At 41.9% G+C, this 14495-nt stretch carries 10 protein-coding genes; 8 read left to right on the forward strand and 2 right to left on the reverse strand.

Features of this window, described 5'->3' with window-relative positions:
• Window positions 1-24 precede the first annotated feature (24 nt).
• Window positions 25-963: a hypothetical protein gene (locus L6E24_RS04175; protein WP_257743465.1), complete on the forward strand. Its 939-nt coding sequence runs from the start codon at window positions 25-27 to the stop codon at window positions 961-963.
• A gap of 86 nt (window positions 964-1049) precedes the next feature.
• Entirely contained in the window at window positions 1050-2576 is a 1527-nt protein-coding gene (locus tag L6E24_RS04180) for a phosphoadenosine phosphosulfate reductase domain-containing protein (RefSeq protein WP_257743466.1), read from the forward strand.
• 123 nt (window positions 2577-2699) lie between these two features.
• Here the strand turns inward: L6E24_RS04180 and L6E24_RS04185 are convergent, their stop codons facing one another.
• Together L6E24_RS04185 and L6E24_RS04190 are read right to left on the reverse strand one after the other, a co-directional pair.
• Complete coding sequence (locus L6E24_RS04185; RefSeq protein WP_257743467.1) at window positions 2700-4124, reverse strand: MATE family efflux transporter; 1425 nt, start codon at window positions 4122-4124, stop codon at window positions 2700-2702.
• Window positions 4125-4437: 313 nt separating this feature from the next.
• On the reverse strand, window positions 4438-4824 hold the full coding sequence (locus L6E24_RS04190) for a hypothetical protein (RefSeq protein WP_257743468.1): 387 nt from the start codon (window positions 4822-4824) through the stop codon (window positions 4438-4440).
• Window positions 4825-5346: 522 nt separating this feature from the next.
• Here L6E24_RS04190 and L6E24_RS04195 point away from each other — a divergent pair.
• From L6E24_RS04195 to L6E24_RS04220, 6 genes are all read left to right on the forward strand, one after another.
• Window positions 5347-8898, forward strand: a complete 3552-nt coding sequence (locus L6E24_RS04195; protein WP_257743469.1) for a methyl-accepting chemotaxis protein — start codon at window positions 5347-5349, stop codon at window positions 8896-8898.
• Between the two features lie 9 nt (window positions 8899-8907).
• Window positions 8908-9366 (forward strand): chemotaxis protein CheW, encoded by a 459-nt coding sequence (locus L6E24_RS04200; RefSeq protein WP_257743470.1) that lies wholly within the window; start codon window positions 8908-8910, stop codon window positions 9364-9366.
• Between the two features lie 23 nt (window positions 9367-9389).
• The gene (locus L6E24_RS04205) at window positions 9390-10010 is read left to right on the forward strand and encodes a CheR family methyltransferase (protein WP_257743471.1); all 621 of its coding nucleotides are present in this window, start codon (window positions 9390-9392) and stop codon (window positions 10008-10010) included.
• Between the two features lie 54 nt (window positions 10011-10064).
• Window positions 10065-10643 carry a CheR family methyltransferase gene (locus L6E24_RS04210; protein ID WP_257743472.1) on the forward strand — a complete coding sequence of 193 codons (579 nt, stop codon included), beginning with the start codon at window positions 10065-10067 and terminating at the stop codon, window positions 10641-10643.
• A 365-nt stretch (window positions 10644-11008) separates the two neighbouring features.
• Window positions 11009-13591: a methyl-accepting chemotaxis protein gene (locus L6E24_RS04215; protein ID WP_257743473.1), complete on the forward strand. Its 2583-nt coding sequence runs from the start codon at window positions 11009-11011 to the stop codon at window positions 13589-13591.
• 12 nt (window positions 13592-13603) lie between these two features.
• Entirely contained in the window at window positions 13604-14077 is a 474-nt protein-coding gene (locus L6E24_RS04220; protein ID WP_257743474.1) for a chemotaxis protein CheW, read from the forward strand.
• The last annotated feature ends 418 nt before the right edge of the window (window positions 14078-14495 follow it).

Here is a 14495-nt window from a genome sequence, read left to right on the forward strand (position 1 = left end):
GAAAAGTAGTGTCAGCGGCAGAAGATGAACAATTCTGCGGCTGAGCTTACAGGAGAGAGTAATATGGACAACACTGAGAGCCTTGCTGCAATTTTGGGGAGTATTGCATCTTATCTCGTCAGTCTGCCGGAGAACGCACTGTCAGGTGATCTCTTTTCTGTAGTAATCCTGCTGATACTGTTGTATGCCATTGCCCTTCTGACAATCAAGGTTTCGTCAGTAATGATAAAATCAATCAAAATGATTGTCATTCTGGCCATAATCGCCATATCCCTCTACCTGTTCATTAATGACTTTATTTTCAGGCTGATCCATGAAGGTCTTTCGGCTGACAATGTAGTATTCGGTATGACCGGCCTCATAGCAGGAGTTATATCCATCCTTCTGGCATGGCACACAGCAAGGGTTTCAGTCAGAAAATACCGGGAGCATAAAGAAGAGAAGAAATTAAAAGAAGAGATCTCCCGCATTCAGAGGGAGAGAATGGAATATAAAAAAGTGGATACAGCAGCAGGAAATATCCCGGAAAAGAGACATCCTCAACCCGAAGAGGTTGCACAGGCAGCAGATGCAATGCCTGAACATGCCACCAATATATTTACAGAATTTTCCAGGGACAACCCGATAGGGACAGTTATTCTCTACCTCATTGTAGCAGAATTCGGAATTTTTTCATCCAAAACAATCTCGGCCGCCACACCTCAAACCGGCCTTGTCTTCTTTGTAATATTTATGGCACTTGCCTTCATTTTCATAAAATTTACATATAAATGCTACATAACCGGGCTTAAACACCTTGCAGTCGCCTTCGTAATCGGTTTTCTCCTCTCAGTCGTGCTCGGGCATTTCTGGGGTGCAATACCCCCTGAAGAACTGCTCTCAATTAACTACTTCTCATCCGATGCCCTCGTGGCTCTCATAACCGGACTGTCACTCAGCCTTTTTATGAGCAGCAAAGGGTAACATTCAGGTTATTCCTGACCTGTAAATAAGCCCGCTCCACCGCCGCAAACACTACCCTTATCCACCAAAAAAACCCAGTTATTAATGTGAAACGTGAGCCATCTGCCAAAAATAACCTAAACTGGTGTAAAAACTGCAATATCCCCCTGATTGGAAAAACCTGTTCATGCGGCAGTGAACCAAAAAATATACCCCTGCTCCGCCCATATGAAATCAGACCGGCCCTCTCAGCCGATTATAAACTGATTAAAACCCTGATAGAAGATAAATTCGGAGAGATACCATTATCACAGGTAATTCTCCTCAATAAAACCGGAGGAGCCGACCGTAACGATCTAATTATCATGAACGGGGAGAGACTTGGCTGGCTCATCTTCGACCCGGTAAAACGGGAACACAGATTTGATATCGCTGTAGAGGCCCTGCCATTTATATTCAGCCATATAACAAAAGGTATAATAGATATATATACAGATACCAATTACTCCAAAGAGCAGGGCAGAATAGGCGGAAAAAAACTAAAACTGAATTCTCCGGTTGAAAACGGGACATATATTGTAAAGTATAAGGCAAAGGCCGGAACCGGAATTGTAAAAGACGGCAGCATAAAAATTAAAGAGCTGATTCAGATTTTACCTCAGGAAGTCCCCGATCCTGACTGGGATGAAGTAATACAGAAGAATAAATATCATCTCAAAAACCTTGAACGCTCGGCTGTCAGAAGCATAAAACAGCATATTAACGACCGTCCGACTGCAAACGTCTCCTTCTCCGGAGGCAAGGACAGCACAGTAGTCCTCCATCTCGGTCAGAAAGCCGGCATAAAAAAAGCATTCTTCATAGATACAGGACTTGAATTTCCGGAGACAATAGAGTTCGTTGAATCAAAGGATCTGGATATAATCCGGAAAGGTGGTGATTTCTGGAAAAAGACAGAGACAGACGGCCCTCCGTCAAAGGACAGCAGATGGTGCTGCAAGCTGCTGAAGTTAATTCCCCTTAACGGATATCTCTCTGAGATCGGGCCCTGCGTTACAGTTCAGGGCAACCGCTGGTATGAATCGTGGAACAGGGCAGACCTTGAAGAAACAATTGAGAATCCGGGAAATCCGCTCCAGCTCAATATTTCACCAATTCGCAGCTGGAGAGCATTTGAGGTTTTTCTCTATATATGGTGGCAGGACCTCGAAGTAAATCCTTTGTATGAAAAAGGACTTGAGAGAATTGGCTGCTATCTCTGTCCGGCCATGCTTGAGAGCGAATATGAAGTGGTGCGTAATCTTCATCCGGAATTTACAGAAAGCTGGGATAAATTTCTTACCCTGTGGGCGGAGAAGAACGGATTTCCGGACGAATACGTAAAATGGGGGCTCTGGAGATGGAAATCACTGCCGCCGAAGATGAAGGAGATATGCAGGGATAACGGTATTCCAATAAACTATGGCAACTCCACGGATACAGAACCTTCAGATAACCGTGTAAAAGCCGGAGAGCCAAAACTCAGAAGGACACACGAACCTTCACGCAACTTAATGCCTGCCGGAAAGAAGAAAAATACTGAGAAATCTTCTGTAAGCAAAAAAGAGAAGACCAAAAGAAAAAACATCAGATAAAAAAACGGATTTCAGATATGACCACAAAAGGATAAGGAGGAATTTATCCATTATCCGGAGATGTCATAAATTCCGCCTTAATTTTGCTTTTTTTAAGAGAATATTTATCATCTGCCTGAATAATCAGGCAGATTCTGAGCTGATCCTCTCCTCAACACGGGTAAGCATTCTGAGATAGACCATAGCCCAGACGAGAGCCACAACTCCGCCAAGCACATCTCCGGCAACAATGCCCCACCAGACTCCTTCCTGTCCCATTCCAAGATAATATGTAAATATCCAGGCAATTACTGCAATAAACGCCAGATTTCTCAGGAAGTTGATGAACAGAGATGTCATACCCTTTCCGACACCCTGAAACATAGAGCAGGTCATCATTCCGGGCGGGACAAAGATATAAAAGAAGCACATAACCTGCAAAAAGGCGATCATGCCGGGTGCTATATGGGCACTCTCAGGAGAATATGTAAACATAAGTGTAATCTGCGGTGCAAAAATCCATGTGAGCAGACTTGTCGCCACGGCAATTATAAAGCCGAGCTTTAAGCTGTAAATATAGGCAATACGGAGTTTTCCAGGAAGACCTGCACCATAAGCCGCTCCTGCAACCGCAACGAGAGATGTCCCTATGGCAATCTGCGGGATTATCGCAAACATAACAACCCTCCATCCGGTGGTGTATATCGCAACCGCATCTGTGCCTGCAACCGAGACAAGTATGCCGTTTAGTGTGATAACAAGAAATGACATCAGGAAAAACTCGGTGCTTGCCGGAATTCCGACCCCAAGGATATCCTTAATCACCGCTGCTTTTAGGCGGAAATTTTTAAAGGAGATTGTAACATATGTATCCTTCTTAATCCAGATCCAGTAGAAGAGGATTACTGTCACAAACATAATCGAAATTACGGTTGCGAGAGCTGCACCGGTTATACCCATATCCAGATAGTAGATCAGAACCGGGTCAAGGATCATGTTAATAACAGATGATACTGCCATTGCATACATTGTCCTCTTTGTATCCCCTTCTGCACGGAGCATTCCATAGACGATATTTGTGAAGAGGACAAATACCGTTCCGGAGAAGATTACAACACCATAATCCGCAGCAAGTCCTGCAACATCACCTGCACCAAGAAGCAGTGATATGGCGGTAATATTTGGGACAAGGACAATTGTCAGAATTACTGAAACTGCAAGCATTATCAGAATCGAATGTGATGCCGCAAGATCTGCACCGGCCTTGTCCTTTGCACCAATCCTCCTTGATATTGCAGATGTCGCACCTGCCCCAATGCCATTACCAAAACCGATCAGGACCATAAAAACAGGGGTCATAAAACCGACAGCAGCAAGGGCATCGCTTCCAAGTCCTGCAACCCAGAAAGCATCGACAATGTTGTAGATTGTCATCAGGAGCATTGCTATAAACATAGGCCCGGCAAGTTTCCTGATTGCAGCCTTTGGATCTCCTGTTAAGACTGATACCCCTTTTGTGGCAATATCATGAATATCAGATTTTTCTGATAGTGAAGGTGATGATGTCATATTGATATGGCTCCTCATGAAATTTACTGAAATACCGGATAATGCCAGTTTAAATTAATTTTCTGTCTGTCCAACCGGAAAATATAGTTGTGGCAGGCTCTTTAACATTAATAATAAGGATTATTTATCATCCGGATAAAAAATTTCGTTATATTATATGTTTCAAAAGAGATATATATATTGTACAACAGGAAATTTATCGTTAAGGCCGGAATTTACCACCAGAAATTATGACAGTTCAGGAGTATTGTCCAAAAAAAGCAACTCCTGAAGGCCGGCATTATTCCGGAAGAGACAATGTTATACCCCATATTCAGTCTTTAACAAGGCATCTGCCATCATCAAGGGCATCTTTAAGGTTTTTAACCTCCTCTCTCTCCTCCATACCGAGCATCTCAAATATGCTGTCAATTAATTTAATTATCTCATCTGCCGCTGATATGAGCTGATCTATCAGTTCCTGAAGGGCACCAAGAGTCCCCAACGGATTTTCACTCAGATCAAGAGATTTTACCTCCGGGGAATATATCTTTGAAGTATTAATTTCAGTGTCAGTTAAGAGAGTACTCCCTTCTGTGAGACCTCCGGATATAAAATCACCTGACATTCCGGGAATAAAATATGAAGTACCTGCATATGCAGAACTGACAAGTGCAATCCCCATTACAAGTACAGGAATAACCCGCCTGTATATCATCATAAATAACTGGGACATACATGAACTTATTATTTTGCAGGGAGAAAGCAGAAGCAGAAGTGCAGGTGCAAAATGAACAACTGTATTTATAATTATTTATCATTAAAGACTGATAAGGCAGCCATAAATATATTAATAGATGGAAAATACAATGAAGCAATATATATTCATAACGTGTGAAAAAATTTTCACCAGATAATTATAGATTGAGTTAAGACAAAAATAAATCCAAAAATTTAGTACAGATCACAAGAGAAAATATCGCACAAAAACCATTACTTTTAAAAAATAACCGAAATTTTCCAACAAAAATTATAATTTACCATCACAACCCCTCGCAGAAAATAAATTCACTTTTGATAAATGTTAATTGTTACAATATAAAAAGAACACAGAAAAACAAATTTAATATACAGTTAGAGTATAATGATTTGTAAGACAAAAAATAAATCAGAAATGTACACCATGTGTGATATGCACATATGAATATGGAAACAATTGACAAACTAAAAAACAAGTGATCCCATGCAAACCAAATCAGATATTGAAATACAGAAAGATCTCCTTTTAAACTTCGTTTCCAGCCTTTCAAACGGAGAATTGATTGAAAAGATCTCAGATGATTATTCAGGCGAAACAAAAGAAGTCGCTGATGAAATAAATAAGACTATAGACATCGTTCATAACATACTCCATGAAACAGACAGGCTTACAGAGTCTGCAATCGCCGGAGAACTTGATGTAAGAGGAGATGCGGGCAGATTTCCGGGGGAATGGGCAAATATTATTGACGGAATAAACAACACCCTTGATGCTTCAACAGGGCCGCTCCTCTTAGCCGCAGAGCATATAGAGAGAATAAGCAGGGGAGACATCCCAAAGAGAATAACAAAGGAATACAACGGGGACTTCAACGAGATCAAGAACAATCTCAATCTCTGCATTGATTCCCTGAACAACTGCACATCCGACATCCACATAATGATAGATGCAGCCTACAAAGGAGAGATCGACACAAAAGTGGACTCATCCAGGCATAACGGTGTCTATGCAGAGATGATCGAAGGATTCAATGAGAGCTTTGAAGAGATGGCAAGGATCATGCACATCACCGGGGCATTCATTGAGAGCATAAGCCACGGAAAAGATTTCCCAAAGATTGAGAAGGATACAAGCGGATATTACCTCACCTTAAGGGATGAGATCAACCACTGTATTGATACCCTGAATAAACTCACTTCAGAGACAGAAACGCTCATTGATGCCTCAGTCAATGGAAAACTTGACATTCGCGGGGATACTTCCGGACTTGAAGGAAGCTGGAATAATATCCTCAGTGGTATGAACCAGACAATGGACGCAGTTGTTGAACCCTTTGTCCTGGCAGCGGAGTATATAGAAAGAATAAGCAGGGGAGATATTCCGGAAAAGATTACTGCTGAATACAAAGGGGACTACAACGAGATCAACAATAACCTCAACCTCTGCATTGATGCATTAAATGCCTGCATAGGTGACATCGGAATGATGAATAAAGCTGCATTCAGAGGAGAACTTGACAGCAGAATTGATATTTCGGGACATAAAGGAGACTTTGCAAAGATTGGCAGCGGATTTAATGAGACATTTGAAGAGATGGCAAGAGTCATCAAGGTCTGCATTGGATTTATGGACAATATCAGCCACGGAGTTGTTCCGCAGAGAATCACAAAGGAGACATGGGGATATTACCTCGATGTCAAAACCAATGTAAACCGGAGCGTTGATGTCCTTGAGAAACTCGGTTCAGAGACTGAAACAATAATAGATGCAGCAGTAAACGGAAGGCTTGATGTGCGTTCAGATACTTCCGGGCTTGAAGGTGCATGGTACACAACCTTAAACGGCATAAATAAAACGATGGACGCAGTAGTTGAACCTTTTGTTCTTGCATCAGAGTATATAGAAAGAATAAGCAGGGGAGATATTCCGGAGAGGATTCGGGCACAGTACAAAGGCGACTACAACGAGATCAACAACAACTTAAATCTCTGCATTGATGCCCTAAACCACTGCATCTCTGACATAGGCATTATGAATAAGGCTGCATTCAAAGGTGATCTTGACAGGAGAATTGACACTTCAGAGCATATGGGCAAATACGGCGAGATGATTGACGGATTTAACCAGACCTTTGAAGAGATGGCAAGGATTATAAAAGTCAGTATTGGATTTATGGACAATATCAGCTGTGGAGTTGTTCCGCAGAGAATCACAAAGGAAACATGGGGATATTACCTTGATGTCAAGAACAATGTAAACCGGAGCGTTGATGTCCTTGAAAAACTCGGTTCAGAGACTGAAACAATAATAGATGCAGCAGTAAACGGAAAGCTTGACGTGCGTGCCAATACTTCCGGGCTTGAAGGTGCATGGTACACAACCTTAAACGGCATAAATAAAACGATGGATGCAGTCACTGAACCGTTTGTCCTGGCTGCCGAATATATAGAACGGATAAGCAGGGGAGACATTCCGGAGAAGATAAGGGCACAGTACAAAGGCGACTACAACGAGATTAACAACAACATAAATCTCTGTATAGATGCCCTGGACGGCTGCATAAAGGATGTCATGATGATGAATGAGGCAGCCATCAAAGGCGATCTTGACAGGAGAGTGAATGTAGCAGGGCACAAAGGTGACTTTGCAAAGATCGGTCAGGGCTTAAACGATACATTCGGAGAAATGGCAAGGATTCTTAAAATTACCGGAGTATTCATTGACGGGGTACGCTATGGTAAACAGCTCACAAAAATAACCGCAGAGACAAGCGGATATTATCTTATAATGAAGAACGACATCAACGAGAGCATAGATGTCCTGACAAACCTTGTTACTGAGATAAACAAACTGACAGAAGCTGCAATGGCCGGAGATCTGGATACCAGAAGTAATATTTCAGAGTTTGATGGTGCATGGGCAGTAATTGTCGGCGGAATCAATGACACCATTGAAGCCTTTGCAGTGCCGGCAAATGAGGGCATAAGGGTCCTTGACGAATTTTCGGATAACAACTACACAGCACGCTTTGACAGCAAAATCAAAGTTTCCGGACGTTTTAAGAATTTCAGAAATTCCATAGATAATGTCGGCACCCAGTTCTCAACTGTTGTAACGGACACCAGCAAAGTTGTTCTTGAGATCAATGCAAATTCAAACGAAGTCTCCAAGGGAACAAATGAGATAATGAGGGCCTCAGAAGGGGTTGCAACAACCAGCCAGGAGACTGCCCGGCAGACAAAGGAACTTCTTGAAAATATTGTTGAGATAAACCGGCAGATTGCTGATCTTTCAGCATCCAACGAGGAGATCGCCAGCACATCACAGGAGATCCTCGGCAGTGCGGACAATATGGTGAAGATAGGTATTGATGCCCAGAAGTCAGGTGACGAATCCAAAGTTAAGATGGCAAGGGTTGAAGACATAGGAAAGAAGAATGTGGACGAGATAAACGCCCTCACAGAACAGATCAAGGAGGTCAGCAATGTTGTCAAGCTGATAAATGACATTACCGGGCAGATTAATCTCCTTGCACTCAATGCTGCCATTGAAGCCGCACGTGCAGGTGAGCACGGGCGTGGGTTTGCAGTAGTCGCCGGAGAGGTCAAGAACCTTGCAGCAGAGGCAAGGGCTGCAACGGATAACATTGAAAAGGTTGTATCCACTGTTCAGACCGGAGCCGGAAATACATCAAAGGCAATCAATGCAGCAAACGAGGAGATCCTTGACAGTGTTACAAGTGTCAATGAAACTCTTGACGGACTCTACACCATCATCAACAGTGCAAAGCAGGTCAGCTCAGACATTGGCGAGGTCACAAAAGCGATTGAGGATCAGGCAAATATCGCCAACAATGTCGTGTCTTCCGCAGACAAAGGCACACAGATGACAAAGAATGTCCAGGAGCAGGCCGAGGAGCTTGCAGCACTGGCAGAGGAGTCAAGCGCCTCAATTGAGGAGATCGGCAGTGCAATCCATGAAGTGACTGACCTTACAGACCGGCTGAAGACAGATATGGAAATCTTCAGAGTATAAGGAGATAACATGGAAATAACCGATGTTGTCCAGTTTCAGATTGGAAATACACTGTATGCACTTGACATTCACCTTGCAAGGGAGATTGTTGAGATGATGCCGATAACACCCGTGCCAAGAGCACCGGATTACATAGCCGGCATAATAAACCTGAGAGGTGAGATTACAAATATCTTAAATCTCAACACCCTGTTAGGCCTTGAAAACGACAATGGCAAAGAGGATAAGAAGATAATAGTTCTTGTACCTGATGCAGCCAATGGCTCAAATGTCGGGATAATTGTGGATAATGTTCACAGTGTCCTTCAGGTATCAGAAGACAGAATAGAAAATATAGACAATTCAATATCCAGTGAGGCATATGTAAGGGGAGTTATCAAAACCGGAAATGTGGAGGATAATGATGAAAACCTCGTCATATGGATTGACATTGCCAAAATCCTTGAGGATACTTTAACAGAGTGTTAAATCAAATATTTTATTAGATTTTAATGGCTTTCACATTTTTTTTCAGGGACGCTGAAGTACTAAACGAAATCCCAAAACTTACCAGGGAATTTCTCTCAGGAGAGGAGGAGATATCAATATGGGATGCAGGCTGTGCAACAGGAGCGGAAGTATATAGTCTGGTGATGATCTTAAGAGAAAATCTTGATGATGAGACATTTGATAAAGTCCGTATTACAGCATCCGACATTGACATAAGCAGCAAATTCAGAAAAATAATCACTGAAGGCATATATCAGAGAAACAAGCTTAACAGCGTTTCTGAAGATAGACTTGCAAAATTTTTCACAGCATCAGAAGAGCCGCAGAGTGAATGTTACCGGATATCCGGGGAACTCAGAGAGAAGGTTTCATACTTCAGAAATGATCTGACTCTCTTAAATCCTCCTGAACCTGGAAAAAAATATAATTTCATCGTCTGCAAGCATGTCCTCGAACATTTTCCGGATGACAAAAAAAGAGAGGTTGTCAGAATGTTTCATGAATCGCTTAAAGACGGAGGCTACCTCATGATGGAGCATTCACAGAAAATTCCGGAAGAAGAATCAGATACATTTATAAGAGCCAGTACTGAAAATAACATCTACAGAAAGAAGACAGAATAAATATAAGGAGGAACAGTTATCGGGGCAACATATTTTCACAGGGATCTGCATACCATGAAAAAACTGGTTATGCTCATACCGGATATTCTGAATTCCAAAGGGAATGTCAGAATCTGGAGTGCCGGATGCTCAAACGGTGCGGAACCCTTTACACTCGCAATTTTAATATCAGAACTATTCGGAGATAACTATCCGGACTCAGTTGATATTTTAGCCACTGATATTGACCCGGACAATAATTTTGAGGATTTTTTCAGATACGGAATTTATGATAAGGATCGCCTGAATAGAATTCCGGAGGATGTCTGCCGGAAATACTTCCACGGAAATGAAGATAATTCCGGAAATGTTGTTCTCAATGACTCCATTATTGAAAGGGTTGAGTTTATGAGGCATGATCTCCTCTCCGGAAATTTGCCAGGAGGGTTTTTTGATATAATCATCTGCAAGAATGTCCTGCTGCATTTTAATGAGTCTGAACAGTCAGAGATTGTCAGCCTCATTTATAATTCCATGAATGATAACGGTCTCTTTGTAACCGAACAGACACACAGGCTGCCGGATGAATGGGATGATCATTTTGTGAGGATTTTTCCGGATGCCAGAATATACAGAAAATTTTCTGAAATCTGATAAATTTATCAAAATCTCCCATTTTTCCCCCATAACAAAACATTATATATCATTATTCAGAGTTGTGTTAAATTCACAGAGAGGAAAGCAGGTCAGTTCAAAATTACAAAGTATAAATAAATTTGTAATAATTGCATAATATTAACCTCCGGATAAATTGTGAATTCAGGAGAATATTTTGAAAAATCATTCGCAATTTTTTTACAGACATCAATAATTATAACAATTTTAGCATCAGACAAAATATTTTTTGTTCAAATAAACAGCTATAAGATATAGAAGTGAATTATAGTTATTTACAAATTGCTATGCAATTTAGAGAGACACATAAACATATCACATATAAATCACTAAGAGGTTATCTTATGACAACAGACATAATAAAAAAAGCCATTGACGGGGCACTCAGTGGCAATATGAATGAAAAGATCGAGATCAGCAGGGTGGATCCCGAACTAAAGACTCTTGCAGAAGGAATAAATAAACTCATTGAAGGAAAAAAAGAGGACTCAGAGAAAGGGGAATTCTTATACCAGGCACTGATGAAAACTCCTGTACCAATGGCCCTTACAGATTCAAGGCTCAATATTGTAGATGTAAACGATAAATTCACAGATTTAACAGGATATTCAAAAGAGAGAATGCAGAGGCTCAATGTCTCTGATTTTCACAGGGAATTTAAACTGGAACTAATCGAAGGTAAAGGTTCAAAAGATGCCCTTGAAATGAAAAGAGAAGTCTGTGGAAAATTCAGTATGCTCTTTAAGGGAGAAGAGAGGATCGTGGAAATTCACAGTATCCCCCTTATGGACGAAAATGGAAGAGTAACCAATATTAACACTGCCTTACTGGACATAACAGAAATTGAAAACCAGAAGATATGGTACGAATCCATCCTTGACACAATACCATTCCCTGTTTCAGTCACGGACCTGAATATGAACTGGACCTACCTGAACCCTGCAACCGCCGGAATGGCAAACGTGGATAAAAAAGAAGCTCTTGGAACACAGTGCAGCAGGTGGAATGCAAACATCTGCAGGACAAGGGAGTGCGGTGTGGAATGCCTCAGGGCCGGCAAGGAGAAGTCATTCTTTGAGCAGGACGGCGGAAACTTCATGATTGATGTTGCCTGGTTAAAGAATAACAAAGGAGAAAAAGTAGGTCATGTCGAAGTAATACAGGATATAACCGAAACTGAAAACCTCAAAAAAGATGCAGAAAATCTTGCTGCATGGTATGAATCCATCCTTGACGCTATACCATTCCCTGTTTCAGTCACAGATCTCAATATGAACTGGACTTACTTAAACCCTGCAACTGCCGGAATGGCAAACGTGGATAAAAAAGGAGCTCTTGGAACTCAGTGCAGCCGGTGGAATGCAAACATATGCAGGACAAAGGACTGCGGTGTCGAATGCCTGAGAAGAGGACAGGATAAGTCATTCTTCGAGCAGGACGGCGGAAACTTCATGATTGACGTTGCATGGGTACGGGATGCAACCGGAGAAAAAGTTGGTCATGTTGAAATGATACAGGACATTACTGCAACAACGAAAGTAGGCGAGTACCTGAAGCAGGAGGTCACGAAGGTTGCAGCAGATCTTGAATGCATTGCAGCCGGAAATCCGGCCGGAATGAAACTTCAGGTTGGAGAGGCTGATCAATATACAAAGGAAGTAAGAGAGCAGTTCCTGGAGATAACCTCCTCAGTAAAAGCAGTAAACGATAATCTCCTTGCACTCGTTGCAGACATTCAGGCACTAGTAAATGCCGGAGAAGCAGGAGAACTGGATTTCAGGGCGAAGGCAGACAAATATGAAGGTGCATACATCGGACTTGTTGAAGGTATGAACAACCTCCTTAAGGCAGCCGCGGTTCCGACAAATGAATCCCTAAAAATCTGTGCAAGTTTTGCAAAAGCAGACTTTACAGCCCGTTTCTCTGATGACCTTGTAGTGAAAGGAGATTTCTTAAAGCTCAAAGAAGCCCTCAATGACATCGGAGTAAATGTATCAGAGAATGTCAGAAATTCAGTTGGTGTTACTAAACAGATCGCTGTAAACTCAGATGAGGTAGGTAAGGGAACGGACGAAGTGGCAAAGGCCGCAGAAGCGGTTGCGAACACAAGCCAGAAGGCAGCAGACCTTACAAAAGACCTCCTTGTAAATATTGAGGATATAAACCGGCAGATTGCCGACCTCTCGGCATCCAATGAGGAGATTGCCAGCACCTCACAGGAAGTCTTCAATGCGGCAAACCACGTTGTCGAGATAGGCAAAGAGGCACAAAACCTTGGAAATGATGCAAATAACAAGATGGGTCATGTTGAAAAGATAGCAAAAGAGAGTGTTGATGAGATCAACGACCTGACTGAGAAGGTTAAGGAGGTCAGCAATGTCGTTAAGCTTATAAACGACATCACAGGACAGATTAACCTCCTTGCTCTCAATGCAGCCATTGAAGCAGCACGTGCAGGTGAGCACGGACGTGGATTTGCAGTAGTTGCCGGAGAGGTCAAAAACCTTGCGGGAGAGGCAAGGGCAGCAGCAGATTCAATCGGAAATGTCGTCTCAATGGTGCAGACAAGCAGTGAGAAGACTGCAAATGCAATTAACAACGCCAACAAGGAGATCGTTGACGGTGTTGGAAGTGTCACAAAGACAATTGAAGTCTTAAATACCATCATCAAAAACGCCGGACAGGTGACAGACGACATAGGTGAGATCACAAAAGCAATAGAAGACCAGGCAAATATCTCAAACAATGTGGTAAAATCTGCTGAAAGCGGAACAGTAAAGACAAAGGAAGTCCAGAAAGAGGCAGAAGAACTGGCAGCCCTTGCAGAAGAGGCAAGTGCATCCGTTGAGGAGATTGGCAGTGCAATTCATGAGGTAAATTCACTTGTAAAGGACCTTGAAGCAGCCAATAATAAATTTAAGTACTGAGAGGGTGCAGATATGGCTGAGATGAAAGATGTAGTTCAGTTTGAGATTGGAGGAGTACAGTACGCACTTGATATCCACATCTCACGCGAGATTGTCGAGATGATGCCTATAACTCCGGTTCCAAGAGCACCGGTACATATTGCAGGCATAATAAACCTCAGAGGAGAGATAACCAATATTTTAAACCTCAATTTCCTGATGGGTCTTCCCGCCGGAAATAAGGCAGAAAACCAGAAGATAATCGTCCTTGTTCCGGAAGCCGCAAACGGTTCAAATGTGGGCCTTATTGTGGATGATGTCCAGAGCGTGCTTCAGGTATCTGAGGATGACATCGACCAGATGGATGAGACGATGTCAAAGGAGGCATATGTAAAAGGCATCATCAAAATGGGGAAGGGAAAGGAGAAAGACGAAAACAAGGATCTTGTAATCTGGATCGATATTGCCAAGATATTATCTGACACTCTTACAGAAACTGAACTCTGAGAGAGAATTATTAATATCACAGAATCATACAAATAAAATACTTTTTTCCCACCATTTACACCATTCTGACAGGATAAAGAAACACCCTGAAGAATAATTATATTTATTTCCGGAATAAATCACAGAATTTTTTACCGGAAAATAGCAGGGGCAGTTTCTTTCACATTAATACCTGAAAATCTGCAATTATTAAACAGTCAGACGGGATAAAAATACATAGCCACTATTTCCTCAAATAAAAGATAAATATCAGGTTTTAAACGCGCAAAATACGAAAGTTGTTCAGATTCACCACTTCACACGGGTAAAATATTCACCTGAATAACTGCACAGGATATAAATGAGAGTCCAATTTGTAAACATAGATCAATGAATTTTAAGATATGTACACAAAAAACAGTTTACAAAAATCAAAGAT

Source organism: Methanoplanus endosymbiosus (assembly GCF_024662215.1).
Lineage (GTDB): Archaea > Halobacteriota > Methanomicrobia > Methanomicrobiales > Methanomicrobiaceae > Methanoplanus > Methanoplanus endosymbiosus.

Coding starts and splice junctions, on each gene's coding strand:
- L6E24_RS04200 (WP_257743470.1), top strand. CDS start 8,908: ATGGAAATAACCGATGTTGTCCAGTTTCAGATTGGAAATACACTGTAT.
- L6E24_RS04220 (WP_257743474.1), top strand. CDS start 13,604: ATGGCTGAGATGAAAGATGTAGTTCAGTTTGAGATTGGAGGAGTACAG.
- L6E24_RS04175 (WP_257743465.1), top strand. CDS start 25: ATGAACAATTCTGCGGCTGAGCTTACAGGAGAGAGTAATATGGACAAC.
- L6E24_RS04215 (WP_257743473.1), top strand. CDS start 11,009: ATGACAACAGACATAATAAAAAAAGCCATTGACGGGGCACTCAGTGGC.
- L6E24_RS04190 (WP_257743468.1), bottom strand. CDS start 4,824: ATGATGATATACAGGCGGGTTATTCCTGTACTTGTAATGGGGATTGCA.
- L6E24_RS04185 (WP_257743467.1), bottom strand. CDS start 4,124: ATGACATCATCACCTTCACTATCAGAAAAATCTGATATTCATGATATT.
- L6E24_RS04210 (WP_257743472.1), top strand. CDS start 10,065: ATGAAAAAACTGGTTATGCTCATACCGGATATTCTGAATTCCAAAGGG.
- L6E24_RS04205 (WP_257743471.1), top strand. CDS start 9,390: ATGGCTTTCACATTTTTTTTCAGGGACGCTGAAGTACTAAACGAAATC.
- L6E24_RS04195 (WP_257743469.1), top strand. CDS start 5,347: ATGCAAACCAAATCAGATATTGAAATACAGAAAGATCTCCTTTTAAAC.